The organism is Mesorhizobium sp. Ca11 (assembly GCF_020165275.1).
Lineage (GTDB): Bacteria > Pseudomonadota > Alphaproteobacteria > Rhizobiales > Rhizobiaceae > Mesorhizobium.
The window spans coordinates 1-15684 of the sequence record NZ_JAIUHU010000031.1 but is presented as its reverse complement, the minus strand read 5'-3'; the positions used below and the strand labels follow the sequence as shown (position 1 = coordinate 15684).

Genomic DNA, 15684 nt, shown 5'->3' with positions numbered 1-15684 from the left:
CTGTGGGAGAAGGTGGATCGGCGCGCAGCGCCGAGACGGATGAGGGTGTTCCAGTGAACACCAACGCCTCACTCCGCTGGAGCACCCCTCATCCGACCGAGCTTCGCTCGGCCACCTTCTCCCACAAGGGGAGAAGGAAAGCGGGGCGCATGACTCCGGCGCCGGGCTGTGCTATGCGCCGCGTTTCCTGTGCGGCCGGTGCTGAAATCGGCCGCAAATCACTTATATTGGCGCCACCATGACCATTTCGCTTGATCTTACCGCCGAAGGCGCACGTGACGCCTTGCGCCGCGCAGCACCGGCCGAGAAGCCGTCGCTGATCGGCCTGACCCGTGCCGAGCTCGGCGAGGCGCTTGTCGGCGCCGGCATCGTGCCGGAGCGCCAAGCCAAGATGCGCGCGCAGCAGCTCTGGCACTGGATGTATGTGCGCGGCGTCTCCGACTTCGCCCATATGTTCAACATCTCCAAGGACCTGCGCGCCGAGCTCGACAAGCATTTCACCGTCGCCCGGCCCGAGATCGTCGAGGAGCAGATCTCTGCCGACGGCACGCGCAAATGGCTGTTCCGCTTTCCGCCGCGCGGCGCCGGCCGTCCGGTCGAGATCGAGACCGTCTATATTCCCGAGGAAGGCCGCGGCACGCTCTGCATCTCCTCCCAGGTCGGCTGCACCCTGACCTGCTCCTTCTGCCACACCGGCACGCAGAAGCTGGTGCGCAACCTCACAGCCGAGGAGATCCTTGCCCAGCTGCTCACCGCGCGCGACCGCCTCGGCGACTTCCCCGACCGCGACACACCGGACGGCGCCATCGTGCCGGCCGAGGGCCGCAAGGTATCCAACATCGTCATGATGGGCATGGGCGAGCCGCTCTATAATTTCGAGGCGGTGAAGAAGGCGCTGCTGATCGCCTCCGACGGCGACGGGCTGTCGCTGTCGAAGCGGCGGATCACGCTTTCGACCTCCGGCGTGGTGCCGGAAATCTTCCGCACTGGCGAGGAGATCGGCGTGATGTTGGCGATCTCGCTGCACGCCACCAATGACGACCTGCGCGACCTGCTGGTGCCTATCAACAAGAAGTTTCCGCTGAAGGAACTGATCGCCGCCTGCAAGGCCTATCCCGGCCTCTCCAACGCCAAGCGCATCACCTTCGAATATGTGATGCTGAAAGACGTCAACGATTCCCTCGACGACGCCAAGGCGCTGGTGAAGCTCTTGAAGGGCATTCCGGCCAAGATCAACCTGATCCCGTTCAACCCGTGGCCGGGCACCAACTACCAGTGCTCGGACTGGGAAACGATCGAGAAGTTTGCCGACTATATAAACAATGCCGGCTATGCCTCGCCGATCCGCACCCCGCGCGGCCGCGATATCCTCGCCGCCTGCGGCCAGCTGAAGTCGGAGTCCGAGCGCATGCGCAAGGTCGACCGGCTGGCGCTCGAAGCCATGATGATCGCAGGGCACGGCGAGGCGTGAGGCGCCTCGTCGCCTACATCATTCGCTTCGCCGTCATCCTGATCGGCTATGTCGTCGGCTCGCTGGCGGCGAGCGCCTTCCTCAACATCCTGGTCTTGGCGCATCTGGGCTACACCCCGGCCGATCCGGAGCCGACGGCCACCGCATCGCTCTATTTCTCGGTGCCTTTCGTGGCGCTGTTCGTCGCCTATTTCGCGTTGATGCCGGCAGCGGTCGTCATTTTGATCGCCGAGGTGCTCGGCCGGCGCGACTGGCTGTTTTACGCGCTGGGCGGCGCCATCATCGCCGTAGTCTTTCTCGGCTTCGTGCATAATGTGGGCGACGCCAATTTCGATGTCACCGAAACCAATGTCCGGCTGGCCGTGATCGGCGCCGGCATGGTCGGCGGCATCTTCTACTGGCTCTCCGCCGGCCGCTGGGCCGGAAGCTGGCGGCGCGAGGCGCTGCCCGATCCGCTGGCTTAAGCGTGGGAACGTGCCGGCCAGCCCGCCGGAACCTCGCTCGCGTGCCGGAGCAGCCTATCCGACAACGATCACCTTGCCGGTGATGGCTCCCTCGACGCTCTTCGCGTAGGCAAGGCCGACCCGTTTCGAAGAAACGGGTTCGTGGCCGGGAAACCATTCTCCATAGCGCGGCACGGAAACGTCCAGAAGCCCCGGGCTCACCACGTTGATGCGCAGACCACGCGGCATTTCGATTGCCGCGCCGACGACGAAGCCGCCAAGGGCGCCATTCGCCGTCGCAGCAGCCGCCCCCGTTCGGATTGGATCGCGGTCCAGCACGCCGCTCGTCAAGGTGAAGGATCCCGCCTCGTTGATGATATCAAGTCCCGCCAGGACCAGATTGACCTGCCCCAGCACCTTGTGCCTGAGGCCGAGCATGAAACTCTCTTCCGTATAGTCGTGCAACGGGCTGAAATGAACGTCGCCTGCTGTCGAAACGACGGCGTCCACTTTGCCGCACCTTGCATACATGGCACCGACCGAGGCGCGGTTCGCCATGTCGACCCGGATGTCGCCGCTGGTGCGCCCTGCCCTGATGATCTCGTGGCGACTTCCCAGCTCGGCGCATACGGCTTTGCCGATGTCACCCTCGGCACCGACAACGACAATCCTCATGACGCCGCAATCTCGTTATACCGCTTCAGCTTGTGCGCAAGGATTTCGGCACATCGGTCCAGGGCCCCGCGTTGCTTGTCGAGCTGTTCGGAGTGGCCCAGAAGAATTCGCTTTCGCTCGGGGATCGTTTCGTCGCCCTTTTGGTAGAGCCGCGCAAAATACCGCATCGTTTCCATCCGCATGCCGGTGTCGCGCAGGGACGACAGCAGGACAAGCCAATCGACGTCGACCGCCGAAAAGCGACGCTTGCCATCTCTTCCGCGTTCGACCGGCGGAAGCAGCCCCGCCTTTTCATAGTATCGGATGGTATCGATACTGAGCCCGCTGGTGGATGCAGCCTCTGAAATCCGCATGCCTTGGTCCTGATTTACACTGTGCAGACCAAGCTACCGTCCTGGAGTAACTCCAGGTCAAGGACTTTTCTCTGAGCAATTCCAGGAAAAGTGCGAAGCGGTTTTCCGTCAGGAATTGCGTTAAGACAAAGAGAGAGCGTTCACCGTTTCCGTGAAACGGTGAAACGCTCTGAAACAGTGCCGGACAGGACGACCGGAAGCTCGCTTGGCAAAGGGGCGATGGAAGCCTACTTCGCCTGCGCGGTCAGGATCTTGAGCGCGAAGGCCGAGAACACGCCGCCGAACAGATAGTCGACAACGCGCGTCACCCGCGGGCTTGCCTTCATCGCCGCCGAAAATTTCTCCGCCGCCAGCACCATCGGCGCCGTCACCGGGATCGACAGCACGATGAACATCACGCCGAGGAAGAACAGCTTTCCGGACGCGTTCGGATCGTGCGCGGAGACGAATTGCGGCAGGAAGGTCATGAAGAACAGGATGATCTTGGGGTTGAGCAGGTTGACCCCGAGCCCGGCCGCCCAGCTGCGGAACAAGGAAACCTGCGGTCCCGTCCTCTTTTCCGGCGAGAAGGCCGAGCCCTTCGTCACCGCTTGAAAAGCCAGGAACACCAGATAGCCGGCGCCAAAAATCTTCAAGACGAAGAAGGCCATCGGCGAGGCAACGATCAGCGCCGAGATGCCGACCACCACCAGCGTGGTGTGGATCAGCGTTCCGCAGAGAGCGCCGGCCATGGAGGCGAAGCCGGTGGCGCGGCCCTGGCTCAGCGTACGCGAGACGAACAGCGTCATGTCCGGCCCAGGCGTGATCGCCAGGATGACGGTGGCGATGGCGAACTGGATGAGCGTCGAAGTGTCGGGAATGAAGGACATGGAAGGCCCGGTGTCGTGATGGTTTGCGAGTTTATAACGCGGCTGCCCCAGTCGCGCCAGCCGCGGCGATGGGGTTCTCCTGCTCACCTTCGTCTCTTGCGCCGCCCGGAAAGGCCGTGATACCTCGCCCGCGAAGCTATTTTCCCGCGGAACCGCCAAAAATGTCCAAGACCAAGAACGTCAAGAAAGTCGTGCTCGCCTATTCCGGCGGCCTCGACACCTCCATCATCCTGAAATGGCTGCAGACCGAGCTCGGCGCCGAAGTCGTCACCTTCACCGCCGATCTCGGCCAGGGTGGTGAGCTCGAGCCGGCGCGCCGCAAGGCCGAGATGATGGGCATCAAGGACATCCGCATCGTCGACGTGCGCGAGGAATTCGTCGCCGACTTCGTCTTCCCGATGTTCCGCGCCAACGCCGTCTATGAAGGCACCTACCTGCTCGGCACCTCGATCGCCCGGCCGCTGATCTCCAAGCATCTGGTCGAGATCGCCAAGGAAACCGGCGCCGACGCCATTGCCCATGGCGCCACCGGCAAGGGCAACGACCAGGTCCGCTTCGAGCTTTCGGCCTATGCTCTGAACCCCGACATCAAGGTCATCGCGCCGTGGCGCGACTGGTCGTTCAAGTCGCGCACCGACCTTCTCAACTTCGCCGAGCAGCATCAAATCCCGGTGCCGAAGGACAAGCGCGGCGACGCGCCCTTCTCGGTCGACGCCAACCTCCTGCACTCCTCCTCCGAAGGCAAGGTGCTGGAGGATCCGTGGAGCGAGCCGCCGGAATTCGTCCATCAGCGCACCGTCTCGCCGATGGATGCGCCCGATGTCGTCACCGAGATCGAGATCGAGTTCCTCAAGGGCGATCCTATCGCGCTCAACGGCAAGAAACTGTCACCGGCCACCATGCTGGCGGCGCTCAACGACCTCGGCCGCGACAACGGCATCGGCCGGCTCGATCTGGTCGAGAACCGCTTCGTCGGCATGAAGTCGCGCGGCGTCTACGAGACGCCCGGCGGCACCATCCTGATCGCCGCCCACCGCGCGATCGAATCGATCACGCTCGACCGCGGCGCCGCTCACCTCAAAGACGAGCTCATGCCGCGCTATGCCGAGCTCATCTACAATGGCTTCTGGTTCTCGCCCGAGCGCGTGATGCTGCAGGCGATGATCGACAAGAGCCAGGAAGACGTCGAAGGCACGGTGCGGCTGAAGCTCTACAAGGGCAATGTCATCGTCACCGGCCGCAAGTCGAAGAAGACGCTCTACTCGGATGCGCTGGTTACTTTCGAGGACGATCGCGGCGCCTACGACCAGAAGGACGCCGAGGGCTTCATCCGGTTGAACGGGCTGCGCCTCAGGACGCTCGCGGCAAGGAACCGTCGCTGAAATTGCGGATCTCCCCTACGGGTGAGATGTCCTGTGGGGCAGAGGAGCGTGCTGTCCCGTCAACCTGTCCTTCGTCATTCTAGGGTCTGCGCGCGTCGCTCCGCTCCTTGCTCCGCCCTAGAATGACGAAGCACAGGTCGCTCCGCGAGGCCCCAAGGCGCCCCGAGGGAAGTGATCCCCATTTTCCCGGCTTTCGCCAATCTCCACAAACAAAAAAGCCCGGCGCTTGGCCGAGCTTTTCCGTGGAATGACGACCTCGATCAGTCCGCGTCGATCGCTTCAGCGATGCGGGCGATGGCTTGCTGGTAGACGCTTGCCGAGTTCCAGCCCGCGATCGCGCCCATATTGGCCTCGTAGCTCGCGCCGGCATGCCAGCCATGCGCCTTGAGATAGTTGGCGGTGGAAGCCAGCGCCGTATTGCGGTCGCGCAGGTTGCCGCTGCCGACGCCATATTTCAGCACGTTTCCGGGCAGGAACTGGGTGTGGCCGATCTCGCCATGCATGGCGCCGACCGAGGAGGCGCTCAGCGCGCCGCGATCGACGAGCTTCAGCGCCGCGATGGCGTGCGGGGTGAAATAGTCCGGGCGGCGGCAGTCATAGGCGAGCGTCAGAATGGCCGACACCGTGTTCTGATTGCCCATCGAGGCGCCGAAGCCGGTTTCCATACCCCAGATGGCGAGCAGCACGCCCGGCGGCACGCCATAGGTCCGCTCGATATCGGCGAACATCGCAGCGTTGGCCTTCTTCAATGCGCGGCCTCTCGAGATGATCGCGGACGCCCCGCGGCGTTTCATGAAAGCCTCCACCGAGCCGCTGAAAGCCTTGTGGATGGCGCGATCGGCCGAAATCGTCCTTGTCGCGTAGGTCGCCCCCTCCAGCGCCGAAAGCCCCCTTTGGCCGACGCCGTTGGCCTTGGCCTCGGCGGCAAAGTCCTGCTTCCAGGCGTCGAATCCGGCGCCGTTCTTGCCGCAGCTGGCCGCGGCTTCAGCGCCTGTCGCCAGCCCCAGCATCGCCACCACCGCCGCGGCGGCCGCGAAAATCCTTCTTTTGGCAAAAAATGCCATGTCCTTCTCCTGGTTGCCTTGAATCACGTCCCGGCTGCGAATTTGCCAGCGAAACGCCCGGTTGTCACCGTCCTCGCAGGGGGACATGACACCCGACGCTGGCGAAAGAAGGGCAATTGCCTGCGATCGGCCATCAGGTGTGGCGGGCCTGCCTCATGAAAGACATTGACGTCGTGGTCATTGGCGCCGGTCCGGCGGAACTTGCCGCGCTAAAAGCGCCTTGCGCCCGCTCACGCCCTTTTGACCGCAACCCCGAGAAATCATGGAACAATTCGTGAGCGGCCGAAAGGCGCTTTAGCCGGAACGCATAAGCCTTGGTTTCGTTTCCGACCGCGAGGGAGCGTGGAAAAACGGAGTGAAAACATGAAACGCGTACTGTTTCCGGCGCTTGCCGGCGCGCTGTTCGCCATGTCGGGCGCGGCCTTGGCCGACACTGCCGTCTCGGCGGTGGCCGATCTCAATGTGCGCGCCGGCCCCGGCCCGCAATATCCCGTGATTGGCGTGCTGGCCGCCGGCCAGTCGGCAACGCTCACCGGCTGCATCGAGAACAGCAAATGGTGCACGATCGCCGAAGCGGGCGGCAATGGCTGGGTCTATTCCGACTATGTGACGGGCGATTTCGGCGGCAGCCGCGTCGTGCTGACACGCCGGCCGGCCAATGCCGGCATCGCCGTCGTGTCGCCGCCTACCGATAACATCTATACCACGGACAGCTACACCGGCGCCATCGTTCCCGGCGACGACGCCATCGAGTCGATCGGCAGACCGCCGGCCGAGGTCGGCACCTATGTCACTACGCATCGGGTCGACCCGGTCTATCTCGAGGGCGAGGTGGTGACCGGCGCCACGCTGCCCGACACGGTCGAGCTGCGCGAGATCCCCGACTACCGGTATCGTTATGTCTATGTGAACAACCAGCCGGCGCTGGTCGACCCCGGCACGCGGCGCATCGTCTATGTGATGCGCTGATCGGGCTTGATCGTCGTCAGACGAGCGGCCGCCGGCGAAGGCGGCCGCTTTTTTTCCGTGCTGACGGCTCAGCCGGCTTGCCTGCGTTCAATGCACACGTTTGGGATTGGTCGAAGCGTCCGAACTTCGTCATCCACGGGCGGAGCGGAAGCGAAGCGGACGCGTAGACCCGAGGATCCATTCCGTGAACCCGGCCGAAGAGCGCAGCGGGGCAGAATTCTGCACTGTGGCAACGCTCGGAAGTAACGGAATGGATCCTCGGGTCTGCGCCGCGTCGCTTCGCTCCTTGCTCCGCCCGTGGATGACGACGAGATGGGCGTTCCAGCTAATCTCTTACCGTCGTGATCGCGCGTTAGTGTTCCGTGGTACGAATTCGATGTTCGTGCCCTCAACGCGATCCAGTCAGTCCCGGCTCAAAGCAAGGTAATCGCGCGGTAACCACCGACCTCCTACACAATACAGCCGAAAGCCTTCGGCAGGGGAGCCGCGTGACGATCGAAAATGCCGCCTTCGAGCGCTATCGCCGCTCGCCGAACGAAAAGACCACTTTGCTGCGGCTGTTCTTCGGCACGGCAATCGTCATTGCCTTCTGGATGGCGGCGACGGCCGTCGTGCTGTTTGCCGGCACCTATGTCTACATCGTCTGGCGCCTGCCCGGCCCCTCGACCGGGCAGTACATGCAGGACTTCCTGGCATCGCCCGTCGGCATCCTCAGCGCGCTGAGCTCCTTTGCCGGCATCTGGATCGGCCTGTGGGTGGCGATGCGCTTGGTGCATGGGGAGCCGCTGTCGGCTCTCTTTGGCGTCGGCCGCCGCATCGCTGGCGGCGATTTTTTCAAGGGCCTGGTCGCGGTGCTGATCACCTCGCTGTTCTCCGAGGTGCTGCTCTATTGGCTGCAGCCGGAGATCGCGCGCGGACCGATCACCCTGTCGTCCTGGCTGCTTTTCCTGGCGCCGATCGCGCTGCTCGCCTTCCTGCAGACCTCGTCGGAGGAAATGCTGTTTCGCGGCTATCTGCTGCGCGCCCTCGCTCGTCGCTTCAGGAGTCCTCTGGTCTGGGCGGTGCTGCCGGGCCTGCTGTTCACGTCGCTGCACTGGAATACGGCCTCGACGCTGGCCATCAATGCCAGTGTCTTCATCTCGATCGGCACATTCGCCCTGCTGCTCACGCTCCTGGTCTATGTCACCGGCAATCTCGGCGCCGGCTTCGGCGCCCATCTCGGCAACAACCTGACCGGCTTCCTGCTGATCTCGCACCAGGAGGCCTACAATTCCTTCGCGCTGCTCAATGCCAAGCCTCTCGAAGGCCCCGGCTGGACCAATCTGGACGCCGTTCTCATCGCCGCGATCGGCGTCGTCAGCACGCTTCTGACGATGCTGCTGCTTTTGCACCGGCGCTCGCCGCTTAGAGTCGGGGCGACCCGGCAAAGTCTGCTATGAGACACCCAAATGGCGGCGTTTTGGCCGGGATTCCAGCATAGTTTCTTGACGCATGTCGTTGCCGCAAACCCCTGCGCTCTTTTGCGCGACATGCATTAGCCTTGACTCCGCGGCCGATTTCCTGTCTAGAGCCGCTGAATTCCGCGACGAGTTTTCTTTCGCGAAAGCCGACCAGGACGCCGAAACCTCTTTGAGGCGGGTGCTGTAAAGAGATCCTGGAGGCCAACACCCGGCAGCGCGATGCGCCCCCGGGTGCTTTTTGGCTTTGCGCTTTTGCTTGGCGACCCGGCGCGAACGCACTACCTCTCGGTCGAACCCCACCGAGATCAAGGACCGCAGATGTTTGAATCCCTCCAGGAGCGTCTTGGCTCCATCCTGAACGGCCTGACTGGCCGCGGCGCGCTGTCCGAGGCGGATGTCTCGGCGGCTTTGCGCGAGGTGCGCCGTGCGCTGCTCGAGGCCGACGTCGCGCTGGAAGTGGTTCGCTCCTTCACCGACAAGGTGCGCGAGAAGGCGGTCGGCGCCGCGGTGCTGAAGTCGATCAAGCCCGGACAGATGGTCGTCAAGATCGTCCATGACGAGCTGGTCGAGATGCTCGGCGCCGAGGGCGTGGCCGTCGACCTCAACGCGCCGGCTCCCGTGGTCGTCATGATGGTCGGCCTGCAGGGCTCCGGCAAGACGACGACCTCGGCCAAGATCGCCAAGCGGCTGACCGAGCGGCAGAACAAGAAGGTCCTGATGGCCTCGCTCGACACGCGGCGGCCCGCCGCGCAGGAGCAGCTGCGCCAGCTCGGCGAGCAGACCAAGGTCGCGACGCTGCCGATCATCGCCGGCCAGAGCCCGGTCGATATCGCCAAGCGCGCCGTGCAGGCCGCCCGGCTCGGCGGCCATGATGTCGTCATCCTCGACACCGCCGGCCGCACCCATATCGACGAGCCGCTGATGGTCGAGATGGCCGACATCAAGAAGGTGTCGAGCCCGCACGAGATCCTGCTGGTCGCCGACTCGCTGACCGGCCAGGACGCCGTCAATCTGGCGAAAAGCTTCGACGAACGCGTCGGCATCACCGGCCTGGTGCTGACCCGCATGGACGGCGACGGCCGCGGCGGCGCGGCGCTGTCGATGCGCGCCGTCACCGGCAAGCCGATCAAGCTCATCGGCACCGGCGAAAAGATGGACGGGCTGGAGGAATTCCACCCCAAGCGCATCGCCGACCGCATCCTCGGCATGGGCGACATTGTCTCGCTCGTCGAGAAGGCCGCCGAAACCATCGACGCCGAGCAGGCGGCGGCGATGGCGAAAAAGATGCAGTCGGGCAAGTTCGACCTGAACGACCTTGCCCAGCAGCTTCAGCAGATGTCGAAGATGGGCGGCATGGGCGGCATCATGGGCATGATGCCCGGCATGGGCAAGATGAAGGACCAGCTGGCGGCCGCCGGCCTCGACGACAAGATGTTCGGCCGCCAGCTCGCCATCATCTCCTCGATGACCAAGGCCGAGCGCGCCAACCCCGATATCCTCAAGCACTCGCGCAAGAAGCGCATCGCCGCCGGTTCCGGCACCGACGCGGCCGAGATCAACAAGCTCTTGAAGATGCATCGCGGCATGGCCGACATGATGAAGGCGATGGGCGGCAAGGGCAAAGGCGGCGGCCTCATGCGCGGCATGATGGGCGGTCTCGCCTCGAAAATGGGGCTGGGCGGCATGATGCCCGGCGGCGGCATGCCCGACCTATCTAAGATGGATCCCAAGCAGCTCGAGGCGCTGCAGAAGCAGGCGCAGGCCGCCGGCCTCGGCAAGGGCCTGCCGGGCGGGCTTCCCGGTGGCGGCGGACTGCCGGGCCTGCCTGGCGGCATGAAGCTTCCGGGTCTGCCGGGCCTGGGCGGCGGGCTGCCCGGTTTGGGCAAGAAGAAGTGAAGGGGCGATGAACGAGGAGAAAGACATGGCCGATGCACGCGCCATCCTGGCCGGCTACCGCGCTTCGATCGACAATATCGACGCCGCCCTCATCCATATGCTGGCCGAACGCTTCCGCTGCACCAAGGCGGTCGGCGTTCTGAAGGCCGAGCATGGCCTGCCGCCCGCCGACCCGGCGCGCGAGCAGCAGCAGATCGCCCGTCTTCGCCAGCTGGCGAAGGATGCGCATCTCGACCCGGATTTCGCGGAGAAATTCCTCAACTTCGTCGTCCGCGAAGTGATCCGGCACCACGAACAGATCGCCGCTGCCAACGGCGTGACGAAAACCGGCTGAACCCAGCTGAAAACTCATCAACGAAATCAGAGCTTTTAGGAGACAAAGAAATGGCACTGAAGATCAGACTGGCCCGTGCGGGCTCGAAGAAGCGTCCTTACTACCACGTCGTCGTCGCCGACGCCCGTTCGCCGCGCGACGGCCGTTTCATCGAGTCGCTCGGCTCGTGGAACCCGCTGCTGCCGAAGGACGGCGAGCGCGTCAAGGTCGACGCCGACCGCGTCAAGCACTGGCTGTCGCATGGCGCCCAGCCGACCGACCGCGTGCTGCGCTTCCTCGACGAGGCCGGTATTGCCAAGCGCGAGGCCCGCTCGAACCCGAACAAGGCTCTGCCCGGCAAGAAGGCGCAGGAACGCGCTGCCTTGCTGAAGAAGGCCCAGGAAGACGCCGCTGCGGCGGCTGCCGCGGCGAGCGCCGCACCGGCCGAGGCTGAGGCGGCCAGCGCCGAGTAATCACGGTTCTTCGTCGCTTATGAAAACGGCGGGTATCGGCCCGCCGTTTTTCTTTGTTCGATTTCGGTCCGATATCTCAATAGCCGGACGGGCAGCGCGCCACATAGACACGCCCGTAACGGTCGCGATAGCGGCACTGGCCGGCTTCGCTGGCATGGCCGATCAGCGCGCCGGCCACTGCGCCGACCGCGCCGCCCACGACCGCGCCCTGCACAGGGTCGCCCGCCACTGCGGCACCGACCGCCGCACCGCCCAGGCCACCGATCGCAGCACCCTTTTCCGTTTGCGAGCAGGCGCCAAGGGCCACCGTCAGCACCAGGATGGTAATTGCTTTCTTCATTGCTGTTCCTCTCTCAAGCGCCGTCCTCGCCGCCATGCCCTAAACTCACAAACAGCTAAATTGATCCCGGCAATGATGAAGATTGGCCGGCTAGGCCCCGGCCGGATTTGCAGCACTGAACGCCAACTCGTTGAAACTTCATGGTTTTCAGCGCTCCGTAAGGCGCTTCAGATTGCCGAGCCCGGCCTCGAAATCCTTGCCGATGAGCGTGTCGAAATTCATGAACAGGCTCATCAGCTTGGCGATGAAGGGCCTTGCCCCGCGCATCGCCCAGGTGACGGTCGTGCCCTCGCCGGACGGCGAAAGCGTGAAGTCGACGCTGTTGTTGGCCTTGAACGGCTTTTCGAAGTCGAGCTTGAGCGACACCAGCGATGACGGCACCGAATTTGTGATCTCCATGCGGCCCTTGCCGGCCTTGGAGTTGCCTTCCCAGGCATAGGCCGCGCCTTTGCCGCTTTCGGCGCCCGACAGCGTGCGCTTCATGCCGGGGTCGAGTTTTTCGAAGGGCGACCATTCGGGCCAGCGCCGGAAATCGTTGATCAGCGGGAAGATCGTCTCGGCCGGCGCCTTGATGCTGGCCGAACGCGTGACGACGAAATCGTTCGGCCGGGTCGCGGCATAGGTCAGCACCGCGGCGACGATGACGACCAGGATGATGAGGATGGTGGCAAACATTTCTTTTGCTCCTCTATCGCGAGAACGGGATCAGCGCGCGCACCCTTTGGTCGCGCAGGTAGAGCCCGCCCCACAGGATTATGCCGAGATAGACGCCGAACAAGGTATGCGAGAACAGCGGGTTGCCGATCCGCACATGCGTCGAAATCGCGCCGCCCATATAGGCGGTGAGCAGGATGGCGCCGAGCACCGATGTACGTGGCCATGCGTAGAGCGCAGTCGAGATCAGCCCGATGACACCCAGCATGCGCGCGACATTGGCGTCGGCCGGCCAGCCGAGTTCGGTCATCGTCCGGGTGACAACATCCAGCGGCGGCAGCTTGATGACGCCGTCGAAAATCATGAACAGGATGACGACGGCGCTTAGCACGCGCCCGGTCCACAAGGCGCCGTTCGAGACAGGCACGGCTTCGGAAATGCTCATGGGTGTTCCTCCTGATGGTTCAAGGGCCGGCTTTCTGCCAGCTTCGAACCAAGGACGGAGAACCACGCGGCGATCCTACGGGTCGGGGTGCGCTTTTTTCAAAAGCGTGGTTCAGTGCGTGGAACGGAAGGTGGCACGATGACCGGCGAGACCGACCTGGGCAGGCTGTTGGCTTCGATGACGCCGCAACTGCTCGCCGGAACCTACGTCTTCGCTACGCTGGCGCCGGACGCGGCCATGCCGGATGGGCTCGATCCCGTCATGCAATTCCGCGAGCACGAAGGTTTGACGCTGATCGTCGCGGAAGACGCAGCGAAAGCAGCCGGCCTTGCCGGCACGTTCCGCAGCCGGATGATCACGCTCGACATCCACTCCTCGCTGGAAGCCGTCGGCTTCCTCGCCGCCATCACCACGCGGCTCGCGGCGGCAGGCATGGGCGTCAATCCGGTGTCGGCCTTCTATCACGACCATCTGTTCGTGCCGGCGGAGCGGGCGGAGGAAGCGCTGGCGATATTGCGCGGCCTGGCGGCCGAAAATGGGCCTGAGCTCAGCGCCTGAGGACATAAAGAATATCCGGCAAGCTTTCCTCATTGGCCGAGCCGTCGCCGAGGGCCTCGGCGCGAAAACCGTGGCGTTCGTAGAAGCGGCGCGCGCCGGTATTGGCCTGGAAGCAATGAAGCTTGACTACAGGTATGCCGGCGGTGGCTTGAGCAAGCAGCCGGCTGCCGATGCCTTGTCCAGTCCAGGCCGGATCAAGATAGAGCTGCTCGACCCATTCGCCCTTGGCGGCGATGAAGCCGACGATGCATTCGGCGGTCTCGGCGACCGCCACTTGCTGCTCGGGCAGCAGGATATCGCGGATGAAGGACAGGTCCTCCTCCGGCGTGTGCAACACCGGCATCCAGTCGAAGGCATTGACCGACGCGCGCATCAGCTTGGCGATGGCGGCCGCGTCGGAAGCGATGGCCGGACGCAGGAGGATATTGGAAGCCGGACCGATCATGAGCTCAGCTGACCCGAAAAGTGCGAGCGTTCCCTTTTCCCCTTGTGGGAGAAGGTGGATCGGCGCGACAGCGCCGAGACGGATGAGGGGTGTTCCAGCGGAGTGAGACGTCAGCGTTCCCTGGAACACCCCTCATCCGTCGCCTTCGGCGACACCTTCTCCCACAAGGGGAGAAGGAAAAACCGCCACGGCCGAAGGCCGAGCCTGCGACTGCGGGCCGCCGGTCGTCCGGCGCGCCCGCGCAGGGCCAGCCGCGGCAGCGGCGATACGGCCCGTGAGCGAAAACAAACGCCCGAAGGCCGAGCCTGCGACCGCAGGCCGCCGGTCGTCCGGCGCGCCCGCGCAGGGCCAGCCGCGGCAGCGGCGGTGCGGCCCGTGAGCGAAAACAAACTGCCGTCAGGCCGCCTTCTTCTTTGGCTGGATCAGGCCGCGCTCGACCAGGAGCTCCGCGATCTGGACGGCGTTCAACGCCGCACCCTTGCGCAGATTGTCGGAGACCACCCACATCGACAGGCCGTTGTCGACGGTCGAATCCTCGCGGATGCGCGAGACGAAGGTGGCGTCCTCGCCGGCCGATTCCAGCGGCGTGATATAGCCGCCGTTCTCGCGCTTATCCAGCACCTGGCATCCGGGCGCCTCGCGCAGGATCTCGCGCGCCTCATCCGCCGTGATCGGCTTCTCGAACTCGATGTTGACCGCTTCCGAATGGCCGATGAACACCGGCACGCGCACGCAGGTCGCCGTCAGCTTGATCTTGGGGTCGAGCATCTTCTTGGTCTCGGCCACCATCTTCCACTCTTCCTTGGTGAAGCCGTCGTCGAGGAAGACGTCGATATGCGGGATGACGTTGAAGGCGATGCGCTTGGTGAACTTCTTGACGTCGACCTGGTCGGCGACGAACACGGCGCGGGTCTGTGTGAACAGCTCGTCCATGCCTTCCTTGCCGGCGCCCGACACCGACTGGTAGGTGGCGACGACGACGCGCTTGATGGTGGCGACGTCATGCAGCGGCTTCAGCGCCACGACCAGCTGCGCCGTAGAGCAGTTCGGATTGGCGATGATGTTCTTGCGCGTGAACAGCGAAATCGCGTCCGGGTTCACTTCCGGCACGATCAGCGGCACGTCCTGATCGTAGCGGAAGGCCGACGAATTATCGATGACGACGCAGCCCTGCTTGCCGATCTTCGGCGACCATTCCTTCGACACGTTGCCGCCCGCCGACATCACGCAGATGTCGGTGTCGGAAAAATCGTATTGATCAAGCGCCTTGACCTTCAGCGTGCGGTCGCCGAAGGACACTTCGGTGCCCTGGCTGCGCCGCGACGCCAGCGCCACCACCTCGCTCACCGGGAAGCCGCGCTCGTCCAGAATGTTGAGCATTTCGCGGCCCACATTGCCCGTGGCGCCGACTACCGCAACCTTGAAACTCATCTGGTATCTCCTGTCCCTCTCCGCTTGGTTATTGGAGAAAACCCGCCGGCCTCATGCGGGTTTCGCCCCCCGGGCCGTACCCGGGAGAGGGTGGTTAGGCCAAGGGAATCACACCGTTTTGGTGGTGGTTTTGGCCGTAGTTTTGCTGGAACGGACGGACGCGTCTAAGCGCCCAGCCCAATGCGTTACATTGTGGCTGGGGGAGTCGAATGCAAGAAGAGCCATCGAAAGGCCGCGCATCGGAAACCATCCCGTTCGACGCGGGCTTTTACGCAGTTTGGCAAAAGAGTCAATTGGCGTAGCGCCTCTCCTTCTCCCCTTGTGGGAGAAGGTGGATCGGCGCGCAGCGCCGAGACGGATGAGGGGTGTTCCAGCAGAGTGAGGCGTTGGCTTTCCCTGGAACACCCTTCATCCGGCCGCTTCGCGGCCACCTTCTCCCACAA

General features: G+C 64.0%; 18 protein-coding genes. 9 read left to right on the top strand and 9 right to left on the bottom strand.

The genetic code is table 11. The annotated features are described in order from the left end of the window. The first annotated feature begins 238 nt into the window (after positions 1-238). Together rlmN and LB538_RS28785 are read left to right on the top strand one after the other, a co-directional pair. Positions 239-1471 (top strand): 23S rRNA (adenine(2503)-C(2))-methyltransferase RlmN, encoded by a 1233-nt coding sequence (gene rlmN, locus LB538_RS28790; RefSeq protein WP_224532681.1) that lies wholly within the window; start codon positions 239-241, stop codon positions 1469-1471. Next, complete coding sequence (locus LB538_RS28785) at positions 1468-1935, top strand: hypothetical protein (protein WP_224532676.1); 468 nt, start codon at positions 1468-1470, stop codon at positions 1933-1935. Before rlmN ends, LB538_RS28785 begins: the two co-directional genes overlap by 4 nt. A 54-nt stretch (positions 1936-1989) precedes the next feature. Here the strand turns inward: LB538_RS28785 and LB538_RS28780 are convergent, their stop codons facing one another. The 3 genes from LB538_RS28780 to LB538_RS28770 form a co-directional block, all read right to left on the bottom strand. After that, a complete protein-coding gene (locus tag LB538_RS28780) occupies positions 1990-2589 on the bottom strand; it encodes a short chain dehydrogenase (protein ID WP_224532675.1) in 600 nt (199 codons plus the stop codon). Further along, positions 2586-2942, bottom strand: coding sequence for a MerR family transcriptional regulator (locus tag LB538_RS28775; protein WP_224532674.1), 357 nt, complete (start codon positions 2940-2942; stop codon positions 2586-2588). Before LB538_RS28775 ends, LB538_RS28780 begins: the two co-directional genes overlap by 4 nt. A gap of 227 nt (positions 2943-3169) precedes the next feature. Beyond that, entirely contained in the window at positions 3170-3811 is a 642-nt protein-coding gene (locus LB538_RS28770; RefSeq protein ID WP_224532687.1) for a LysE family translocator, read from the bottom strand. A gap of 161 nt (positions 3812-3972) precedes the next feature. On the opposite strand from LB538_RS28770, the gene LB538_RS28765 reads away from it, so the two are divergent. After that, positions 3973-5193: an argininosuccinate synthase gene (locus tag LB538_RS28765; protein ID WP_224532672.1), complete on the top strand. Its 1221-nt coding sequence runs from the start codon at positions 3973-3975 to the stop codon at positions 5191-5193. Between the two features lie 260 nt (positions 5194-5453). Here LB538_RS28765 and LB538_RS28760 read toward each other — a convergent pair whose 3' ends face one another. Further along, on the bottom strand, positions 5454-6257 hold the full coding sequence (locus LB538_RS28760; protein ID WP_224532671.1) for a lytic transglycosylase domain-containing protein: 804 nt from the start codon (positions 6255-6257) through the stop codon (positions 5454-5456). Positions 6258-6620: 363 nt separating this feature from the next. Between LB538_RS28760 and LB538_RS28755 the strand changes: the two genes are divergently transcribed. From LB538_RS28755 to rpsP, 5 genes are all read left to right on the top strand, one after another. After that, entirely contained in the window at positions 6621-7226 is a 606-nt protein-coding gene (locus tag LB538_RS28755) for a DUF1236 domain-containing protein (RefSeq protein ID WP_224532669.1), read from the top strand. A gap of 488 nt (positions 7227-7714) precedes the next feature. Then, complete coding sequence (locus LB538_RS28750; protein ID WP_224532668.1) at positions 7715-8665, top strand: CPBP family intramembrane glutamic endopeptidase; 951 nt, start codon at positions 7715-7717, stop codon at positions 8663-8665. A gap of 339 nt (positions 8666-9004) precedes the next feature. After that, positions 9005-10582, top strand: a complete 1578-nt coding sequence (gene ffh / locus LB538_RS28745; RefSeq protein WP_224532667.1) for a signal recognition particle protein — start codon at positions 9005-9007, stop codon at positions 10580-10582. A 7-nt stretch (positions 10583-10589) separates the two neighbouring features. Next, positions 10590-10916 (top strand): chorismate mutase, encoded by a 327-nt coding sequence (locus LB538_RS28740; RefSeq protein ID WP_095770012.1) that lies wholly within the window; start codon positions 10590-10592, stop codon positions 10914-10916. A gap of 50 nt (positions 10917-10966) precedes the next feature. Continuing rightward, positions 10967-11368 carry a 30S ribosomal protein S16 gene (gene rpsP / locus LB538_RS28735; RefSeq protein WP_140845973.1) on the top strand — a complete coding sequence of 134 codons (402 nt, stop codon included), beginning with the start codon at positions 10967-10969 and terminating at the stop codon, positions 11366-11368. A gap of 76 nt (positions 11369-11444) precedes the next feature. On the opposite strand, the gene LB538_RS28730 is transcribed toward rpsP, so the two are convergent. From LB538_RS28730 to LB538_RS28720, 3 genes are all read right to left on the bottom strand, one after another. Continuing rightward, complete coding sequence (locus LB538_RS28730) at positions 11445-11708, bottom strand: YMGG-like glycine zipper-containing protein (protein ID WP_095770014.1); 264 nt, start codon at positions 11706-11708, stop codon at positions 11445-11447. Between the two features lie 147 nt (positions 11709-11855). After that, positions 11856-12383, bottom strand: a complete 528-nt coding sequence (locus tag LB538_RS28725; protein WP_224532666.1) for an SRPBCC family protein — start codon at positions 12381-12383, stop codon at positions 11856-11858. 13 nt (positions 12384-12396) lie between these two features. After that, positions 12397-12807 (bottom strand): DoxX family protein, encoded by a 411-nt coding sequence (locus LB538_RS28720; RefSeq protein ID WP_224532665.1) that lies wholly within the window; start codon positions 12805-12807, stop codon positions 12397-12399. Positions 12808-12945: 138 nt separating this feature from the next. On the opposite strand from LB538_RS28720, the gene LB538_RS28715 reads away from it, so the two are divergent. Further along, complete coding sequence (locus tag LB538_RS28715) at positions 12946-13365, top strand: ACT domain-containing protein (protein WP_224532664.1); 420 nt, start codon at positions 12946-12948, stop codon at positions 13363-13365. On the opposite strand, the gene LB538_RS28710 is transcribed toward LB538_RS28715, so the two are convergent. Then, positions 13355-13810 carry a GNAT family N-acetyltransferase gene (locus tag LB538_RS28710; RefSeq protein WP_224532663.1) on the bottom strand — a complete coding sequence of 152 codons (456 nt, stop codon included), beginning with the start codon at positions 13808-13810 and terminating at the stop codon, positions 13355-13357. The genes LB538_RS28715 and LB538_RS28710 overlap by 11 nt on opposite strands. Before the next feature lie 396 nt (positions 13811-14206). Next, a complete protein-coding gene (locus LB538_RS28705; protein ID WP_140845968.1) occupies positions 14207-15241 on the bottom strand; it encodes an aspartate-semialdehyde dehydrogenase in 1035 nt (344 codons plus the stop codon). Positions 15242-15684: the final 443 nt, after the last annotated feature.

Coding starts and splice junctions, on each gene's coding strand:
- rlmN (WP_224532681.1), top strand. CDS start 239: ATGACCATTTCGCTTGATCTTACCGCCGAAGGCGCACGTGACGCCTTG.
- LB538_RS28780 (WP_224532675.1), bottom strand. CDS start 2,589: ATGAGGATTGTCGTTGTCGGTGCCGAGGGTGACATCGGCAAAGCCGTA.
- LB538_RS28775 (WP_224532674.1), bottom strand. CDS start 2,942: ATGCGGATTTCAGAGGCTGCATCCACCAGCGGGCTCAGTATCGATACC.
- LB538_RS28770 (WP_224532687.1), bottom strand. CDS start 3,811: ATGTCCTTCATTCCCGACACTTCGACGCTCATCCAGTTCGCCATCGCC.
- LB538_RS28765 (WP_224532672.1), top strand. CDS start 3,973: ATGTCCAAGACCAAGAACGTCAAGAAAGTCGTGCTCGCCTATTCCGGC.
- LB538_RS28760 (WP_224532671.1), bottom strand. CDS start 6,257: ATGGCATTTTTTGCCAAAAGAAGGATTTTCGCGGCCGCCGCGGCGGTG.
- LB538_RS28755 (WP_224532669.1), top strand. CDS start 6,621: ATGAAACGCGTACTGTTTCCGGCGCTTGCCGGCGCGCTGTTCGCCATG.
- ffh (WP_224532667.1), top strand. CDS start 9,005: ATGTTTGAATCCCTCCAGGAGCGTCTTGGCTCCATCCTGAACGGCCTG.
- LB538_RS28740 (WP_095770012.1), top strand. CDS start 10,590: ATGAACGAGGAGAAAGACATGGCCGATGCACGCGCCATCCTGGCCGGC.
- rpsP (WP_140845973.1), top strand. CDS start 10,967: ATGGCACTGAAGATCAGACTGGCCCGTGCGGGCTCGAAGAAGCGTCCT.
- LB538_RS28730 (WP_095770014.1), bottom strand. CDS start 11,708: ATGAAGAAAGCAATTACCATCCTGGTGCTGACGGTGGCCCTTGGCGCC.
- LB538_RS28725 (WP_224532666.1), bottom strand. CDS start 12,383: ATGTTTGCCACCATCCTCATCATCCTGGTCGTCATCGTCGCCGCGGTG.
- LB538_RS28720 (WP_224532665.1), bottom strand. CDS start 12,807: ATGAGCATTTCCGAAGCCGTGCCTGTCTCGAACGGCGCCTTGTGGACC.
- LB538_RS28715 (WP_224532664.1), top strand. CDS start 12,946: ATGACCGGCGAGACCGACCTGGGCAGGCTGTTGGCTTCGATGACGCCG.
- LB538_RS28710 (WP_224532663.1), bottom strand. CDS start 13,810: ATGATCGGTCCGGCTTCCAATATCCTCCTGCGTCCGGCCATCGCTTCC.
- LB538_RS28705 (WP_140845968.1), bottom strand. CDS start 15,241: ATGAGTTTCAAGGTTGCGGTAGTCGGCGCCACGGGCAATGTGGGCCGC.